The organism is Kitasatospora sp. NPDC085895 (genome assembly GCF_040702125.1).
Classification (GTDB): Bacteria; Actinomycetota; Actinomycetes; order Streptomycetales; family Streptomycetaceae; genus Kitasatospora; species Kitasatospora arboriphila.
This window is the reverse complement of sequence record NZ_JBFBJY010000044.1, coordinates 24,507-41,029: the sequence shown is the minus strand read 5'-3', so window position 1 is coordinate 41,029 and position 16,523 is coordinate 24,507. Positions and strand designations below refer to the sequence as shown.

The window sequence follows — 16,523 nt, the reverse complement described above, 5'->3', positions numbered from 1 at the left end:
GGGTGCACACACGTTCCGTGTTCTACCGTGGGTGCGATCGGCCACTGTCGGGGCTACACCGTGGGGGACACCGTGCACAAGGGCGTGAAGATCGGCATCGGCGGGGTGTGCGTGGCGATGCTGGGGGTCGGCGGGTACGGCGCCTACAACATCGCCACCGCGCTGACCGGCGACGGCGACAAGCCGAAGGGGCCGCGCACGGTCGTCGCGGGTTCGCCGACCCAGGAGCAGGCCGCCGAGGCCGCCAAGGCCTTCCTGGCCGCCTGGTCCAAGGGCGACCTGGAGGCGGCGGGCAAGGAGACCGACCGGCCGGACGCCGCCGACGCCGCCCTGGCCGCGTTCCGCAGCAAACTCAAGCCGACGGCCCTCACCATGACGCCGGGCGGCCCGACCGCGGCCCCGGCGGGCGCCCCCGTCCAGAGCTCGGCCAACGCGGCCCAGGCGGTGAACCTGTCGTTCTCCGCCAAGGTCGAGTTCGCCGGCTCCGGCAAGCCGTGGACGTACAGCGGCGTGCTGCCGATGGTGAAGATGAGCGACGGCAGGGCCGCCGTGCAGTGGGGCCCCGCGGTCGTGCACCCGCACCTGGCGGTGGGCAGGACGCTCGACGTCAAGCCGGTCTTCGCGCAGGCCGCGCAGGTCACCGACCGCAAGGGCCGCCAGCTGACCGGCTTCCCCTCGCTGCTCGGACTGCTGGACGTCTTCAAGCAGGGCACCGCCGGCGACCCCGCCGACGCCGGCAGCGGCGTGGTGATCTCGGACGACGCCGGCAAGGCCAAGCCCGAGCAGCTCTTCGTGATCACCGAGCCCAAGCCGGTGCCCTCGCTGAAGCTCACCCTCGACGCCACCCTGCAGAAGGCCGCCGAGGACGCGGTGAAGGAGCAGGCCAAGGCCGGCACCCACAAGGCCTCGCTGGTCGCGATCGAGCCCAGCACCGGCAACGTCCTGGCCTTCGCCAACGCCCCCGCCGACGGGCAGAACCGGGCCTTCGTCGGCGGCACCGCGCCCGGCTCCACCATGAAGGTGGTCACCGGTGCGGCCCTGCTGGAGGCCGGGGTCACCCCGCAGACCCCGATCGCCTGCCCGGCCAGCACCACGGCCGGCGGTCAGCAGGTCTCCAACGACTTCCCCGAGGCCCACCCGGAGTTCACCTTCCGGCAGGACTTCGCGCAGTCCTGCAACACCGCCTTCATCAACACCGGCCACGACAGGCTGCAGGCCGACAGCCTGCCGAAGATCGCCAAGGAGGTCTTCGGCCTCGGCCTCGTCTGGCACACCGGCCTGCCGGCCTTCGACACCGACATCCCGGTGCCGTCCAACATCAACGGCGCACTGCCGGAGTTCATCGGCCAGGGCGCGATCCGCACCAACCCGCTGGCGATGGCCTCCGTCTCGGCGACCGTGCAGAGCGGCACCTTCCGCCAGCCCGTCCTGGTGGCGGGCAAGACGGACGTGGCCAAGGCCTCCCGCACCCTCGACCCGAAGGTGCTGGCCGACCTGCGCTCGCTGATGCGGGCCGTGGTGACCGAGGGCACCGCCCGCGAGCCCATGGCCGGGATCAGCGACGTCTACGCCAAGACCGGCACCGCCGAGGTCGACGGCAAGGGGACGAACAGCTGGTTCACCGCCTACCGCGGCAACCTCGCGGTGTCCGCCGAGGTCGAGGGCGGCGGCCACGGCTCCCAGGCCGCCGCACCGGCCGCCGCCAAGCTGCTCCGCATCGGCAACGGCGGCTGACCTCCCCGGGGGCCGGGTGCACCACCGCGGGCTGCGCGGTTCCCCGCGCCCCTGTGGTGCACCCACTGGTGGTGCACCACAGGGGCGCGGCTTCGGCCTAGCCGTAAACGGTGGCGACGTTGTCCACGGCCGGGTGGGTCCGGGCGGCCGGGCCGGCGGCGAAGGCGGTGAGGACGTTCTCGGTGACCCGGCGCACCAGGTCGCCCGTCCGGCCGTCCATGCCGTGGTTGCCGTGCCCGCCGGGGCCCTGGGCGTCCAGGGCCTCGACCCAGCGCATGGTGCCGCTGGCGAACACCCCGGCCCCGCCCGGGGCCGTCCAGTAGGCGGTGTCGGCGAAGGACCGCCGGCCGTCGCAGACCACCGGGGAGTGCGCGACGACCTCGATCGGCCGCGGGGTGGGGAAGGCGGTGTTCACCCGGTCGTACTCGACGCCGACCAGGTGCGCGAAGGAGTCGCCGGCCTTCGTCCCCGTCCCGGCGAACACCCAGTGGCCGGGTTCGGTGACCACGTAGGGGGCGTCCACCGGGTAGCCGTCGTAGATCACCCCGAGCAGCGAGCTCTCCGGGTCGGCGTCCGGCGCGGCCCGGAAGTCGTTGGTCGCGGGGTGCCCGGCCCTGCGGCCCGGGTCCTCCTGCCAGGCGCCCTTGTAGCAGACCACCGTGCGGTCCGGGCCGAGCGCGGAGGGCTCGTAGCGGACCCGGCGGAAGCAGCAGTTCGCGCCGAGCACCGCCAGGTTGGTGCCGGCGTCCCGGGCCGCGGCGACGTGGGCGCGCTGTTCGGGCGACCAGTACTCGTCGTGGCCGAGCGAGAGCACCGCGGTCGCACCGTGCAGCAGTTCGGCGTCGCGGGCCAGGTCGACGGTGGTGGTGTACGCCAGCGGCAGGCCGAGCCGCTCGGCGAGGGCGATCAGCGGCGCCTCGTACACCAGGAAGAGTCCGGCGCCGTCGGCGTAGCGGTAGGGGCGGTCGAAGGTGACCTGCAGCGACCGGGTGGCCAGGCCGCCGGTGGGGCCGTTGTAGAGGTTGTGGCCGCCCCACTCGTTGTAGGCCTGCCAGGTGGTGACGGCGTTGACCACCACCGTCCGGCCGGCGGCGGCCCGGGAGCGGACGGTGATCGGCACGTACCGCTGGGCGGAGCCGTCCTCGGCGTCCAGCCGCAGCAGGTAGCTGCCCTCGGGCCAGCCGCGGGTCTGCACGGTGGCGGTGCGGCGCCAGCCGGCGCGGACCTGCCGGGTGGCCGCGTCCACCTCCGGGTCCGGCTGGCGGGTGCCGGGCAGCGCGTCCGAGTGCCAGACCAGCCGGGCGCGGGTGCCGCCGTACCAGCCCATCCGGTAGGCGCGGATCCGGAACCCGGGCACCGTGGTGGAGACGTACAGGCCGAAGGGCTCGCCGGGCAGCACGCTCACCCGGTCGGCGAAGCCCTCGATCGCCTCGGCGGAGCCCGGCCGGGTGATCCGCCAGTCCGGGTCGCCGGGCAGTGCGTTCTCGGCCGCGGTGGCGGAGGGCGCGGGGCGGGCCGCGGAGGACCTCCCGGTGGCGGCGGGGGGCGTGGGGCCGGCCGTGGAGGCGCAGCCCGCGGTGGCGGCGGCGCCGGCCGCCGCGGCGCCGACCGCGAGTCCGAGGAAGCGCCGGCGGTCGGTGCCCGCCGGTCCGTCGCTGTGCGCCATCCGCCGTCCTCCCTGCGGTGCCGGCCGTCCCGGCACGAGTGTTCTGGATCATCGTGGCGCAGTGCGCGGGGCGCGCCGGACGGGGGGTCCGGGCTGTCGTCCGGGCCCGGGGGTCAGACCTGGACGAGTCCGGTGCGCGGCGGCAGTGCGGCCCGCTCCGACGTCCGCCAGGAGAGCGTCCGGGAGGCCAGCCGGGGCCAGATCACCAGGACGGCCGGCAGCGCCAGGTAGCCGAACCGCCCGGCCGGGGCGAGCACGAACGCTATCGCCAGGCCGGCCGCCAGCAGGTCGCAGGCGGCGACCGCCGAGGTCGGCGGGTAGGCCAGCAGCCAGAGCGCCACGGCGAGGCCGCCCAGGCAGAGCAGGGTGAGCGAGATGGTGTGGCCGGTCGGGCCGAGGCCGGCCAGCACCTTGCCGGGCAGCGGGCTGCCGGCCGGGGTCTGCACGGCGGCCAGGCCGAGCGGGAAGCGGACGACCTGCTCGCGCATCTCCTGCCCGTCGAGCAGCGCGAACGGCAGCACCACCGCCACCGAGGCGCCGACCGCGATCAGTGCGGCCCGGGCGGCCGGCAGCCGGCCGTACAGCCGCCAGATCAGCAGGGCGGCCACCGGCAGCGCCGGCCAGGCCGTCCACTTGAGGGTGCAGGCGAGGGCGAGCACCACCCCGGCGGCGGTGGCGCGGCCGCGGGCGGCGAGGGCCATCGCCAGGCAGCAGACGCCGATCAGCGGCAGGTCGACGCCGCCGACCGCGAGGGCCAGCCCGATCAGCGGGGAGGCGGTGAGCACGGCGAGCGGCAGCAGCGGGGCGCGGTCGTGGGCGGGGCGCAGCAGCCACCAGCTGCCCAGCATGCAGCCGAGGAAGGTCAGCGCGAACCAGATCCGGGCGTCGCCGAGCAGCATCGCCGCCGGCCCGGCGCTGCCGAGCACCGCCCGCGGCAGGCCGAAGAGCACCATCGTGGGCAGGTACGGGTTGTAGTCGGCGGCCCGTACGGGTGCGGCCAGGTACGGGTCGCCGGAGAGCAGCATCAGGTGGGCGGAGCGTTCGACCACCATCACCTCGGACTGGTGGCGGCCGTGCACGGCGAGCAGCACCAGCGGCAGCAGCACCGCACCGACCAGCGCCACCGCGGCGGCGGCGCGCGGGGCGATCCGCCGGGGCAGCACCAGGCAGAGCAGTCCGGCGATGCCGTAGGCGGGGCCGGCCAGGGTGCCCCAGAAGACCTGGTTGGGCAGGTCCGAGACGAGCGGGAAGGCGGCGGCCCAGCCGGCCGCGATCGCACAGCCGAGCAGTTGGACGCCGCGGTGGCCGGCCAGCCGGCGGGCGGCCGGGCGGCGGACGGACCGGGGGCGGGGCACCCGGGCGGCGGGCGCCGCCCCGGTGCCGGGGACGGCGGGGCGCCCGCGCGCACGGCGCCGGGGCACGGGCCGGTCGGGCATCCGGGGGCTCACCATGGCAGAGAGGTTAGGGGCTGGGCGGGTCCGTGTCCCGGTGCCTCGACGGTTGGTGGTGTGCGTCCTGCCACAGCGGGGGCGGCCGGCGGGCGGGGCGGGGACACCGGGCTCGGCGCCGTGCGGGCCGGTCGGAGCGCGTGTCGGCGGGGCGCGGCGGCCCCACCCGGTGCGGGCGGCAGGTCAGCCGCCGCCCAGCACGGCCTGCAGGACCGAACGGGCGATGGGGGCGGCCAGGGTGCCGCCGGTGACGTCGGTCGCCTCGCTGTCGGCGACCACCACGGCCACCGCGACCGGCGGCACGCCGCCGGAGTCCGCCGGGCGGGCCCAGGCGATGAACCAGGCGTACGGGGTGCCGCCGTTGCCGGTGCCGTGCTGGGCGGTGCCGGTCTTGCCGCCGACCACGGCGCCGGGGATCCGCGCCCTGCTGCCGGTGCCCTCCTCGACGACGTCGACCATCAGCTGCTGGACCTGCGCGGCGACGGCCGGGCTGACCGCCTGCCGGTACGTCTGCGGGTGCATGAGCTGGACGACGGTGCCGTCGCTGCGGGTCAGCTTGTCCACCAGCTGCGGGTGCATGACGGTGCCGTTGTCGGCGATCCCGGCGGCGACCATCGCCATGACCAGCGGGGTGGCGGCGGTGTCGTACTGGCCGATGGAGGAGAGCGCCACCTGCGAGGTGTTCATCCGGGTGTCGAAGTTGGAGCGGGCGGCCCGCACCGGGACGTCGAGGGCGGCGTCGTTGAACCCGAAGGACTGGGCGGTGGACACCATCTTCTGCAGTCCGACCTGGGTGCCGAGCCAGCCCATGGTGCTGTTGCAGGAGCCGATCATCGCCTCGTCGAGCGACAGGCCGGCCTCGTCGCAGGCCCGGCTGTCGTTGACCAGTTCGGTGGTGGTGCCCTGCATGACGTACGGGTAGGGCGCGCCGGTCGGGGCGTGGATGTCCGTGACCGTGCGGGAGGCGAGCGCGGCGGCCGCGGTGACCACCTTGAAGGTGGAGCCGGGCGGGTAGATCTGGCGCAGCGCCCGGTTGAGCATCGGCTGGTCGGTGTCGGCGCGCAGCTTCGTCCAGGCCTCGCGGTCGGCGGAGGAGGAGCCGGCGAAGCTGCCCGGGTCGTACGAGGGAGTGCTGGCGAGGGCGAGGATGCGGCCGGTGGCGGGTTCGATCGCGACGACGGCGCCCTGCTGGCGGCCGAGGCCGCGCAGGGCGGCCCGCTGGGCGGCCGGGTCGAGGGTGGTGTGGACGTCGCCGCCGGGGTTCTGCCCACGGGCGACGGCGTCCCACACCGCCCAGCCGGAGAGGCGGTCGTCGGCGCCGGAGAGCAGGTCGTCGTAGACGCCCTCCAGCTGGGTGGTGCCGTAGACCTGGGAGGCGTAGCCGGTGACGGCGGCCCAGGCGGGGCCGTCGGGGTAGGTCCGCTTGTAGTCGTAGCGGCCGCCGGTCGGCGTGGAGCCGGTGACCGGTTCGCCGGCCACCAGGATGTTGCCGCGCGGCTGGTCGTAGCGTTCGACGGTGAGCCGCTGGTTGGCCTTGTTGTGGTTGTAGGCGTCGGCCTGGAAGACCTGGACCCGGGTGGCCTGGGCGGCGAGGGCGACGATCAGCAGCAGGCAGAAGGTGCCGGCCCGGCGGCCGGTGGTGGAGATGCCGGGCCGGGCGGCGGAGTCGCCGCGGGTCATCACGGGCGGGCCCCGGGGCGGGGGCGCCGGGCGGTGTCGCTCATCCGCACCAGCAGGGCGACGATGATCCAGTTGGTGACGACGGAGGACCCGCCCTGGGCGACGAAGGGCAGCGTCATCCCGGTCAGCGGGATCAGCGCGAGGACGCCGCCGGCCACCACGAAGACCTGCAGGCCGACGATGGCGGCCAGGCCGATCGCCAGCAGCCGCCCGAACGGGTCGCGCAGGGCGAGGCCGGTGGCGAAGCCGCGCGAGACCAGCAGCGCGTAGAGCAGCAGGACGGCGGTCAGCCCGGTCAGGCCGAGCTCCTCGCCGATCGTGGCGAGGATGAAGTCGGACTTGGCGGCGAACCCGATGAGGATCGAGTGGCCGAGGCCGAGGCCGGCGCCGAGCAGACCGCCCCAGGCGAACGCGAACAGCGACTGGGCGATCTGGTTGGGCCCCTGGCCGGCGGCGATCGAGCCCAGCGGGTCCAGCCAGTCGGTGACCCGGCTGTGCACGTGCGGGGAGAGCCGGCCGACGCCCGCCGCCCCGACCGCGGCGAGGAACAGCCCGATGGCGATCCAGCCGCTGCGGGCGGTCGCCACGTACAGCATGATCACGAACAGGCCGAAGAACAGCAGCGAGGTGCCGAGGTCGGTCTCCAGCACCAGGACGCCGACGAAGGCCGCCCAGACCACCAGCACCGGGCCGAGCACCCGGCCGCGGGGCAGCTGGAACCACCAGATCCGGCGGCCGGTCAGGGCGAGGGCGTCGCGGTGCGCGGCCAGGTAGGCGGCGAAGAACACCGCGAGCAGGACCTTGGCGAACTCGCCGGGCTGGATCGAGAACGCACCGACGGTGATCCAGATCCGGGAGCCGTAGACCGGCGGGAAGAACACCGGCAGCACCAGCAGCACCAGGGCGGCCAGCGCGCAGATGTAGGCGTACCGCTGGAGCACCCGGTGGTCGCGCAGCACGACGACCACGGCGAGGAAGAGCGCCACCCCGAAGGCGGACCAGAGCAGCTGCGCGGGGGCGGCGGCCGAGCCGGGTGTGGCCCGGTCCAGCCGGTAGATGACGACCAGTCCGATGCCGTTGAGCAGCACGGCGATCGGCAGCAGCAGCGGGTCCGCGTACCGGGCCCGCCAGCGCACCGCGGCGTGCGCGACCAGGGCCAGCGCGCCGAGCGCCGCCCCGTAGGAGGCGGCGTCGGGCGGTGGCCGGCCGTCGATGTTGGCGCCGACCTCGATGTAGCCGAACACCGCGATCAGCACGGCGCCGACGACCAGCAGCAGCTCGGTGGTGCGGCGGGTCGGCGGTGCCGGGGGCGCGGTGGTCGGGGCGGCCGCCGGGGTGGTGGGTGTGGCCACGGCCGGTCCTTGGGCGGGCGGAGCGCGGCCGCCCGGGCGGGCGGCCGCGACGGGGTCAGACGCCGCTGGGCGCCTTCGCCGCCTTGAGCGCCTCGACGAGGTGCTCCTCCTGGTCCGCGCTGAGCGAGGTCTGCAGGATCTCGCCGCCGTACTGGGCGAACTGCGGGACGACCTTGTCCGCGGTGGCGGAGCGGACGAGCATGAAGAGGGCGGCGGAGCCCGGCTCCATCTTCTGGCCGACCTGGCGCATGAAGTTGTCGTCGACGCCGGTGTCGGTCGCGGCGCCGACCGCCGCGCCCGTGGCGCCGCCGACGGCCGCGCCGAGGAACGGCATGAAGAAGAGCAGGCCGATGACGCCGCCCCACAGGGCGCCGGAGGCGGCGCCGATGCCGGTGGTGTTGACGGCCTGGTGCAGTTTGACCTTGCCGTCGAGCCGGCGCTCGACGACGACGATGTCCTCCAGGTCCATCAGCTTCTGCTTCTGCAGGCCGATGGCGGTGTCCCGGACCTGCTGGGCGGTCGCCACATCGGGGTAGGAGATCGCGAAGAGGTTGCTCACGCGCGGGTTCCTTCCAGTCCTCGAGCGTGCGGGACCGGTGCCGCACCGCTGCTGGTGGTCGCAGCCTAACGAGGATTTGCCATATTTATGGCGGATCGTGGCGGTGTGTCCGATTTTCGGTGCCGGAACGAGGGCCGACCCCGGTCACTCCCCCCGGCGCACCGCCAGCTCCGCCGCCACGGCCACCGCCCCGGCGGCGAACACCGCGGCGGCCAGCAGCGCCGGCAGCACGGAACCCGTCAGGTCGAGCTCACCGTGCTCGGCCGCCCGGACGAGCGCCCGCACCACCACGTGGGCGGGCGCGAAGGGCACCATCAGCACCAGCACCGCCGCGCCGAGCGCCGCCAGGATCCCGAACGGCCCGGAGGACGTCACCGGACGGTTGCACAGCGCGCCGACCGCCAGCCCCAGCAGCACGCAGACCGCCGTGGCCGCCAGGCCGCCCAGCAGGGCCGGCCCGGGGCCGGCCGCGGAGCGGCCCCCGGTGGCGATCACCGCCGCCGCCCCGGCCGCCGCGAGCACCGCGGCGACCAGCAGTGCGGCCAGCAGGTCGGCCCGGTGCACCCGGCGGGCGTCCGCCGCGGCCACCCGGCAGGCCCGGGCGGCCGCGGGCTCGGCGGTCACCGCGCAGCGCACCAGCCAGGCGGTGACCGGCAGCAGCAGACCGGCGCTCCAGGCGTGGCCGCCGAGCGGGTCGTCCCCGCCGGACAGCCCGAGCACCATCAGCACCCCGTAGCAGAGCGCGGGCGGCATCAGGCGGTGGGAGCGCAGCAGCAGCTCCAGCTGATAGCGGATCAGGGCGGTCACCGGGCCTCCTCCGGAACGGCCTGCGCGTCCTCGGCGTCCCGTCCGGCATCGCCCCGCGCGTCGTGGGCGTGCCCGTCGGCGGCCGGCCCGGGGACGGCCGCCAGACTGCGCACGTGCACGCCGCGGCCGCCCGCGAGCAGGGCACGCAGCAGGGCGTCCGAGTGCGCCCCGGCCACCTCCAGCCGGACGGCCCCGCCGGGCAGGCCGGTGCGGCGGGGTGCGCCGGGCAGCCGCTCGGGCAGCGGGCCCGGACCGGCCGTCTCCACCTCGATCAGCACGGTCGCACCACCGGCCGGCCCGGTGCCGGCGGGCCGCAGGGCGCCGTCGTCGAGCTCGTACGCGGCGGTGGTGAGCCCGGCGAGCCGGGCCGGGTCGTGGTCCACGAAGAGCACCCGTCCGCCGCGGGCGGCCCGGTCGGCGGCCGCCTCGTCGAGTCGGGCGCGGGCGGCGGGGTCGAGTCCCGTCCAGGCCTCGTCGAGCACCAGCAGGTCGGCGTCGGCGAGCAGGGCCTGGGCGACGGCGACCTTCTGGCAGGTGCCCTTGGAGAGTTCGGCGAGCGGGGTGCCGGCCCGGTCCGCGATGCCGAAGGCGTCCAGCCAGTGCTCGGCCCTGCGGTCGGCCTCCGCCGCGTCCAGCCCGCGGACGCGGCCGAGGTGCCGCAGGTAGCCGCGGGCGTCGAAGGGCAGTGCGGGCGGGAAGCGTTCGGGCACGTAGGCCCGTCGGGCGGGCAGCTCTGCGGTGCCCTCCGTGGGGCGCTCCACCCCGGCCGCGATCCGCAGCAGGGTGGACTTGCCGCTGCCGTTCGGACCGCCGATCCGCACCAGCGCGCCCGCCTCCACCGCGAGCGCCACTCCGCGCAGGATCCACGGCCCGCGCCTGCCGTACCGCCGTCCAACCCCGTCGAGCCGCATGCGCCCCCTCCCTCCGCGGAAGCCTAGACGGTGCTCCGACCCGGTGGGCCGCGGTGCTCCGATCCGCACAATCCGCTTGGTTCGCACAGGCCCTGCACATTGGGAGAACCGAATTGATGATCCATAGGATGCGCGCGTGACGACTACCCGACGACGAACGGCGACCCGCGCGGCGGGGCTGCTGTCAGCACTGGCGATATCCGCCGGCATGCTGCTCGGCACCCTCCCGGCGTACGCCGACGAACCCGGCGGCACCACGGCCGCCACCACCGAGGCACCCAAGGTCGACCTCGTCCTCGACGTCAGCGGCTCCATGCGGGCCACCGACATCGAGGGCCGGAGCCGGATCTCGGTCGCCCAGCAGTCCATCGGCGAGGTGATCGACGCCCTGCCCGCGGAGACCGAGTTCGGCATCCGCACGCTGGGCGCCACCTACCCGGGCAACGACAAGGCGGAGGGCTGCAAGGACACCAAGCAGCTCTACCCGGTCGGGAAGACGAACAAGGTGGAGGCCAAGACGGCCGTCGCCACCCTGCGTCCGACCGGCTGGACGCCGATCGGCCTGGCGCTGCGCGGCGCGGCCCAGGACCTCGGCAACGGCCCGACCACCCGCCGGGTGGTGCTGATCACCGACGGCGAGGACTCCTGCGCCCCGCCGGACCCGTGCGAGGTGGCCCGCGAACTGGCCTCGCAGGGCATCAACCTGGTGGTCGACACGCTGGGCCTCGCCCACGACGACAAGACCCGTCAGCAGCTGCTGTGCATCGCCAACGCCACCGGCGGCACCTACACCGACGTGCGGACGAAGGAACAGCTGACCGACAAGGTCAAGCAGTTGGTCAACCGGGCCGGCGAGACCTACCGGGTGACGCCCGCCAAGGTGGCCGGCGCCGACGCCTGCCCGAACGCGCCGGTGCTGCGGCCCGGCGTGTACAGCGACCGCGAGAAGTTCTCCGAGCACCGCGTCTACCGGGTGCCGGTGAAGGCGGGCGAGGAGCTGCGCGCCTCGGTCAGCGTCACCCCGGACCGGGCGGTCGCCCGTGACTACGGCGTGCTGCTGCTGGCCACCGACGTTCGCGGCCAGGAGCTGGTGCGCGGCACGGACGCGGGCAGCGGCCGCACCGACGTCGCCTCCACCGGTCTGCGCTGGTCCGCCCCGGCGGCGGACGAGGACGCCACGCCCTCGCCGTCCGGCAAGGGTGCGGCCACCGACGGCGTCGTCTGCCTGGTCGTCAGCAACTCCTTCGCCGCCCGGGCCGGCGTGCAGGCCGAGCCCGGTCTGCCGGTCGAGCTGACGGTGGACGTCGCCAAGGCCTCGCCGTCGCCGGACGGCCCGGCCATGGGTCTCGGCCGCGGCTGGATCCTGCTGCTGGTGCTGACCCTCGCGGGCCTGCTGGCCGGCCTGCTCTTCGGCTGGGTCGCACGCTGGCGGATCGCTGTCTGGCGGGAGAACTGACGATGCGTGCACCGATGATGCGTTCCCTGACGATGCGTTCGCGGGCCGCCCGCGCCGCGGCCGTGCTGCCGATCGGGCTCGGCGCCCTGCTGGCGGCCGCGCCGTCCGCCGCCGCGGCCTCCCCGTCGCCGGCGCCGTCCGGCTCGGCCGACACCGCCCCGGTGACGACCGCGGGGACGACCTTCCTGACCGCGACGCCGCTGCCCGCCGGGCGGACGGCCGCGGTGTCCGCCTCCACCGGCGACTACCTGTACTGGGCGTTCGCCGCCTCCGAGGGCCAGACCGACACCGTGCACGTCACGGTGGCGCTGCCGCCGTCCGGTGACCGGCACGGCGCGCAGACCTGGTCGGTGGAGCTGTTCGACGGCCTGCGCCGCCGGCAGTCCTGCACCGCCGGTCCGCAGAACGCCACCGCGGACACCGGCACCGCCTCGGTGTCGATGAGCTGCGCGCTGCGGCAGATCCGCTCCTGGGCCGAGCCGTGGTCGGGCGACCCGCTGCCGGGCACCTACTACGTCCGGCTCTCCGTGGCGGACGTGCCGCAGCAGGACCTCGGCCTCGCGGCCCAGGTGAAGCTGCAGGTCTCCGCCAGGGGCGGGGCGGACGACGCCCAGCCGGAGGGCGGCGAGCTGAAGGCCCCGCTGGTGCCGCCGGTCAACGCGGGCTCCACCGCGGCGCCCGACGCGACCGCGGCCACCCCGAGCGCCAAGCCCTCGGCCTCCGCCCCGGCGGCGCCGGGCACGGTCGAGGTGGCGGCGCCGGCCGAGCCGGAGTCGCACTGGTACAGCGGCCTGTTCTCCGGCTGGAACACCCGCTGGTACTGGACGGTCGCGGGCGGCGCCCTGGCCGCCCTGGCCGGCGTGTGGGGCTACACCCTCACCCGCCACCCGCGCGGGCGCCGGCCCGCCGGGCCGGCCCCGGTGCCTCCGCAGGCGCCCGCGCCGCAGCACCCGCAGTACCGCAGCTGACCCTCCCGGTCGGCAGCACCGCGCAGGGCCCGGCCCCGGCGACACCCCGTCGCCGCGGCCGGGCCCTGCGCCGTTCCGGGCCGTCCGCCCGGTCAGCCGACCGCGACCGGGGCGGGTGCCGCGGCCCCGTCCTCCTGCGCCGGCTGCACGGCCTGCGCTGCCGCCTGGGCCTGCTCCAGGCCGCGGACGGCGGCGACCAGCGGCGCGAGCTCGGGGCGGCGCCCGGCCGCGTCCAGGGCCTCGCGCAGCGCGTGGTCGTTGGTGGGCCTGGCCTGCTCCAGCAGGGCGAGCCCGGCCTCGGTGACGTCGGTGTAGATGCCCCGGCGGTCGGTCGGGCAGAGGTAGCGGGCGAGCAGGCCGCGGTCCTCCAGGCGGGTGACCAGCCGGGTGGTGGCGCTCTGGCTGAGCACGACGGCGTCCGCGAGCTGGGCCATCCGGAAGTGGCCGCCCTCGCCGTCGTGCTGCTCGCTGAGCACGTCCAGGACGGAGAACTCGCGCACGCTCAGTGCGTGCTCCGCCTGCAGGGCGCGCTCGATGTGCGTCTCGATCCGGCCGTGCAGGGCCGAGAGGGCGCACCAGCCGTGGGCCAGGCCCGGTTCGGGTCGCGTCATGGGGGACCACTGCTCCCTTCGCTGCGGTGTCCGTTCCAGGGTAGTCCAACTCCGAAAAAGCCCGCGCTTGCAACTATCGGCGTCTGCAATTAATGTCGAAGCCCGTAAGACCTGAACGCAACCATTCGGAGGGCCACCCATGCCTCTCGCACTCCTGGCGCTCGCCATCGGCGCCTTCGGCATCGGCACCACAGAATTCGTGGTCATGGGGCTGCTGCCGCAGGTGGCCCAGGACTTCGGCGTCTCCGTCCCCACCGCCGGGCTCCTCACCACCGGCTACGCCCTCGGCGTGGTGGTCGGCGCCCCGCTGCTCGCCGTCCTCGGCACCCGGATCAGCCGCAAGCGGATGCTCATGCTGCTGATGGGGCTGTTCGTCGCCGGCAACCTGCTCACCGCCCTCGCCCCCGCCTTCGGCCTGGTGCTCGCCGGCCGGATCACCGCCTCGCTCGCCCACGGCGCCTTCTTCGGCATCGGGTCGATCGTCGCGGCGGGCCTGGTGGCCCCGGCGCGCCGGGCCGGGGCGATCGCGATGATGTTCACCGGCCTGACCGTCGCCAACGTGGTCGGCGTCCCGCTCGGCACCCTGGTCGGCCAGCAGGTCGGCTGGCGGGCCACCTTCGCCCTGGTCGCCGCGCTCGGGGTGGCCGGACTGGCCGGCATCGCCGCCCTCGTCCCGGCCGACCCGCGGCCCGGCACGGACGGCGCGCACCGGCCGGGGATCCGCCGCGAGCTGGCCGCCTTCCGCAACGTCCAGGTCGTGCTGGCGATGCTGATGACCGTGCTGGGCTTCGGCGGGGTCTTCGCCGCGATCACCTACATCGCGCCGATGATGACCGGCGCCGCCGGCTACGCGGAGTCCTCCGTCACCTGGCTGCTGGTCCTGTTCGGGCTCGGCATGGTCGCCGGCAACCTGATCGGCGGCCGGTACGCGGACCGCCGGCTGATGCCGATGCTGACGACCGCCCTCGGCGCACTCGCCGTCGTGCTCGCACTGTTCGCCTTCACCGCGCACGACAAGGTGCTGGCCGCCCTGACCGTGCCGCTGATCGGCGCGCTCGGCTTCGCCACCGTCCCGCCGCTGCAGAAGCGCGTCCTGGACCGGACGGCCGACGCCCCGACCCTCGCCTCCGCCGTCAACATCGGCGCCTTCAACCTCGGCAACGCGCTCGCCGCCTGGCTCGGCGGCGCCGTCCTCTCGGCCGGCTTCGGCGCCACCGCCCCCAACTGGGTCGGTGCGCTGATGGCCGCGGCCGCCCTCGGCCTCGCCGTCCTCTCCACCGCGCTGGACCGCCGGTCCGCCGCGGCCCCGAAAGCGGCCCCGGCCGCCGTGGCCGCACCCGCCGACCCGCGGGTGCCGGTCCACCACTGACCGACCGTCCGCCCCTCCTCGCCCGCACCCGGCGCACGATCCACCCGCGCCACCGAACCGAACCGGAGCACCCGATGAACCCGCTGACCACCGCCGACGCCGACCGCCTGATCACCGCCGCCCACCGGGCCGCCGGGGCCGAGGGCGTCCGGATCTCCGCCACCGTGCTGGACGCCGGCGGCCACCTGCTGGCCTTCCGCCGCGACGACCGGGCCGTGCTGATCGCCGGCGAGACCAGCACCCGCAAGGCCTACACGGCCCTCCAGCTGGACGCCCCCACCGCCGACCTCATCGAGGCGGTGCAGCCGGGCGGCGTCTTCCACACCCTGCCGACCGCCCTGGACCGCCCGTTGCTCTTCCTCGCCGGCGGCATCCCGCTGCACCGCGACGGACGGCTCGTCGGCGCCCTCGGCATCGGCGGCGGCGCTCCCGCCCAGGACCACGGCTTCGCCCTCGCCGCCGCGGCCGAGGCCGGCCTCGGCTGACCCCCGCTCAGTTCGGGCCCGACCGCAGAAAACAGAAACCCCGTCCGGTCGTCGACCGGACGGGATTTCGTTGGTGGAGCTGAGGGGATTCGAACCCCTGACCCCCTCGATGCGAACGAGGTGCGCTACCGGACTGCGCCACAGCCCCAACGAGAAAGAACTCTATCACCTCTGCGGACCACCTCGTGACCATTGCCTCTGCGGGTCCCGAACCGCCCCCGACGTGCGGCGCCCCGCCGTCCGCGGGAGGCGGAGGGCGGGGCGCCGGAGGTCACTCGTTGGCCGCTCGGGCCCTGGGCGGGCAGTCCGCCTCGGGCGGCGCCGCGCTCTCCGCGTACTGGTCGAACAGCGGGGTGCGGCGGGACTCGGCCGGGCGGCCGGAGTCGCGGACGCCGGGGGCCGCGAGGTCGAGGCCGCGGGTGACCCGCGGGGCGACCGGCGCGGTGACGTAGGTCGGCAGCGGGACGGGCACCGGCTCCCAGGAGTCGGCGCCGGCCGGCCCCCGCTCGCGCATCCCGTCGACCCACTCCTCGTGGTCGGTGGCCTCGGCGAGCGCCGTCGCGGTCGAGGCCGTGTCGGACGGGCCGTGCGCCGGCAGGTCGGCGGCCAGCCGCAGGTGCGGCCGGGCCGGCCCGTCCGCGGCGCGCACGTCCTCCTCCGGTTCGGCGGCCGGCTCGTCCGCCGCGGCCCGCTCCTGCTCGCGCGCCCGCTCGCGGGCCCGCAGCCGCTCGGCGGCCTGGGCGGCCCGGGTGCGGTCGAGCTTGACCTCGTACCGCTGGCGCTCCAGTCGGCGCAGGTGGCCGATGTAGAAGGTCAGCAGGACGGCGGGCAGGGCGGGCACCCAGATGAAGGCGAAGCCGGCGACGGCCGCGACCACCGCGCCCAGGGCGAAGGCGACGAAGAGCAGGGTGACCATGCGGCGCCGGCGGGCGAGCAGCCGGGCCCGGCGCTGGGCGGTCGGGCGGTGCACCGGCCGGTCCGCGGACGGCTCGGCGCCCGGGGCCCGGATCTCGGGGACCTCGGGGGCCTCGGCGCTCCCGGGGGCCTCGGCGCTCCCGGGGGCGTCCGGGGCGTCCGCCGGCCCGGCGGCCGGGGGCTCCGGATCGGCCTGGGCGCCGTCGGCGGCCGCGGGCACGCCGGAGGCCGGGGCGTCGCCGGGGGCGCCGTCCTCGGTCGGGGCGGGTTCGCCGCCGTCGGACTCGTCGGTGAAGGACTTCGAAGCGCGCCGCTCCAGCGCCGACCGGCCGGCCAGCAGGCGGATCGCGGTACTGAAGCGTTCCGTCGGACGCGACTCGTTGAGCTCGTCCTGCCTGCGGAGCCACATCGGCACCAGATAGGCGGCCCAGGCTCCCACGATGACCGCGTAGATAAGGCCGCTACTGCTCACGATTCACACGGTACGGGGGCGCGGTGAGGCCTGGCAGCAATTTGGCGCGGCGTGTCGTGTGATCAAGCTGATTCTCCGACTATTTTGCCG

At 75.7% G+C, this 16,523-nt stretch carries 14 protein-coding genes and 1 tRNA gene; 5 read left to right on the top strand and 10 right to left on the bottom strand.

Features of this window, described 5'->3' with window-relative positions; genetic code table 11:
• Positions 1–60 precede the first annotated feature (60 nt).
• Entirely contained in the window at positions 61–1,734 is a 1,674-nt protein-coding gene (locus AB0442_RS25095) for a penicillin-binding transpeptidase domain-containing protein (RefSeq protein ID WP_366165475.1), read from the top strand.
• 97 nt (positions 1,735–1,831) lie between these two features.
• Here AB0442_RS25095 and AB0442_RS25090 read toward each other — a convergent pair whose 3' ends face one another.
• From AB0442_RS25090 to AB0442_RS25060, 7 genes are all read right to left on the bottom strand, one after another.
• The gene (locus AB0442_RS25090; RefSeq protein ID WP_366165474.1) at positions 1,832–3,400 is read right to left on the bottom strand and encodes a N,N-dimethylformamidase beta subunit family domain-containing protein; all 1,569 of its coding nucleotides are present in this window, start codon (positions 3,398–3,400) and stop codon (positions 1,832–1,834) included.
• Between the two features lie 113 nt (positions 3,401–3,513).
• Positions 3,514–4,851: a hypothetical protein gene (locus tag AB0442_RS25085; protein WP_366165473.1), complete on the bottom strand. Its 1,338-nt coding sequence runs from the start codon at positions 4,849–4,851 to the stop codon at positions 3,514–3,516.
• A 180-nt stretch (positions 4,852–5,031) separates the two neighbouring features.
• Complete coding sequence (locus tag AB0442_RS25080) at positions 5,032–6,528, bottom strand: penicillin-binding transpeptidase domain-containing protein (protein ID WP_366165472.1); 1,497 nt, start codon at positions 6,526–6,528, stop codon at positions 5,032–5,034.
• Positions 6,528–7,880 carry an FtsW/RodA/SpoVE family cell cycle protein gene (locus tag AB0442_RS25075; protein WP_366165471.1) on the bottom strand — a complete coding sequence of 451 codons (1,353 nt, stop codon included), beginning with the start codon at positions 7,878–7,880 and terminating at the stop codon, positions 6,528–6,530. The genes AB0442_RS25080 and AB0442_RS25075 overlap by 1 nt, the downstream gene beginning before the upstream one ends.
• A gap of 55 nt (positions 7,881–7,935) precedes the next feature.
• Complete coding sequence (locus AB0442_RS25070) at positions 7,936–8,439, bottom strand: DUF1269 domain-containing protein (RefSeq protein ID WP_363541422.1); 504 nt, start codon at positions 8,437–8,439, stop codon at positions 7,936–7,938.
• A gap of 144 nt (positions 8,440–8,583) precedes the next feature.
• Entirely contained in the window at positions 8,584–9,246 is a 663-nt protein-coding gene (locus AB0442_RS25065; protein WP_366165470.1) for an ABC transporter, read from the bottom strand.
• Positions 9,243–10,157, bottom strand: coding sequence for an ATP-binding cassette domain-containing protein (locus tag AB0442_RS25060; protein ID WP_366165469.1), 915 nt, complete (start codon positions 10,155–10,157; stop codon positions 9,243–9,245). The genes AB0442_RS25065 and AB0442_RS25060 overlap by 4 nt, the downstream gene beginning before the upstream one ends.
• Before the next feature lie 136 nt (positions 10,158–10,293).
• Here AB0442_RS25060 and AB0442_RS25055 point away from each other — a divergent pair, with 136 nt between their 5' ends.
• Both AB0442_RS25055 and AB0442_RS25050 read left to right on the top strand, forming a co-directional pair.
• Entirely contained in the window at positions 10,294–11,613 is a 1,320-nt protein-coding gene (locus AB0442_RS25055; RefSeq protein ID WP_366165468.1) for a VWA domain-containing protein, read from the top strand.
• 2 nt (positions 11,614–11,615) lie between these two features.
• A complete protein-coding gene (locus tag AB0442_RS25050) occupies positions 11,616–12,581 on the top strand; it encodes a peptidase (protein WP_366165466.1) in 966 nt (321 codons plus the stop codon).
• Positions 12,582–12,673: 92 nt separating this feature from the next.
• Here AB0442_RS25050 and AB0442_RS25045 read toward each other — a convergent pair whose 3' ends face one another.
• The gene (locus AB0442_RS25045; protein WP_366165465.1) at positions 12,674–13,192 is read right to left on the bottom strand and encodes a MarR family transcriptional regulator; all 519 of its coding nucleotides are present in this window, start codon (positions 13,190–13,192) and stop codon (positions 12,674–12,676) included.
• 139 nt (positions 13,193–13,331) lie between these two features.
• Between AB0442_RS25045 and AB0442_RS25040 the strand changes: the two genes are divergently transcribed.
• Together AB0442_RS25040 and AB0442_RS25035 are read left to right on the top strand one after the other, a co-directional pair.
• On the top strand, positions 13,332–14,561 hold the full coding sequence (locus tag AB0442_RS25040) for an MFS transporter (protein ID WP_366165463.1): 1,230 nt from the start codon (positions 13,332–13,334) through the stop codon (positions 14,559–14,561).
• Positions 14,562–14,635: 74 nt separating this feature from the next.
• Positions 14,636–15,046 (top strand): heme-binding protein, encoded by a 411-nt coding sequence (locus AB0442_RS25035; protein ID WP_366165461.1) that lies wholly within the window; start codon positions 14,636–14,638, stop codon positions 15,044–15,046.
• A 71-nt stretch (positions 15,047–15,117) separates the two neighbouring features.
• On the opposite strand, the gene AB0442_RS25030 is transcribed toward AB0442_RS25035, so the two are convergent.
• Positions 15,118–15,194 (bottom strand) — tRNA-Ala (locus AB0442_RS25030).
• A gap of 123 nt (positions 15,195–15,317) precedes the next feature.
• Entirely contained in the window at positions 15,318–16,433 is a 1,116-nt protein-coding gene (gene glpR, locus AB0442_RS25025) for a gephyrin-like molybdotransferase receptor GlpR (protein ID WP_366165460.1), read from the bottom strand.
• Positions 16,434–16,523 lie beyond the last annotated feature (90 nt).

What these genes read in the sequence shown, in the direction of transcription:
- AB0442_RS25090 (WP_366165474.1), bottom strand. Translation starts at nt 3,400, where the DNA reads ATGGCGCACAGCGACGGACCGGCGGGCACCGACCGCCGGCGCTTCCTC.
- AB0442_RS25085 (WP_366165473.1), bottom strand. Translation starts at nt 4,851, where the DNA reads ATGGTGAGCCCCCGGATGCCCGACCGGCCCGTGCCCCGGCGCCGTGCG.
- AB0442_RS25080 (WP_366165472.1), bottom strand. Translation starts at nt 6,528, where the DNA reads ATGACCCGCGGCGACTCCGCCGCCCGGCCCGGCATCTCCACCACCGGC.
- AB0442_RS25060 (WP_366165469.1), bottom strand. Translation starts at nt 10,157, where the DNA reads ATGCGGCTCGACGGGGTTGGACGGCGGTACGGCAGGCGCGGGCCGTGG.
- AB0442_RS25050 (WP_366165466.1), top strand. Translation starts at nt 11,616, where the DNA reads ATGCGTGCACCGATGATGCGTTCCCTGACGATGCGTTCGCGGGCCGCC.
- AB0442_RS25045 (WP_366165465.1), bottom strand. Translation starts at nt 13,192, where the DNA reads ATGACGCGACCCGAACCGGGCCTGGCCCACGGCTGGTGCGCCCTCTCG.
- AB0442_RS25040 (WP_366165463.1), top strand. Translation starts at nt 13,332, where the DNA reads ATGCCTCTCGCACTCCTGGCGCTCGCCATCGGCGCCTTCGGCATCGGC.
- AB0442_RS25035 (WP_366165461.1), top strand. Translation starts at nt 14,636, where the DNA reads ATGAACCCGCTGACCACCGCCGACGCCGACCGCCTGATCACCGCCGCC.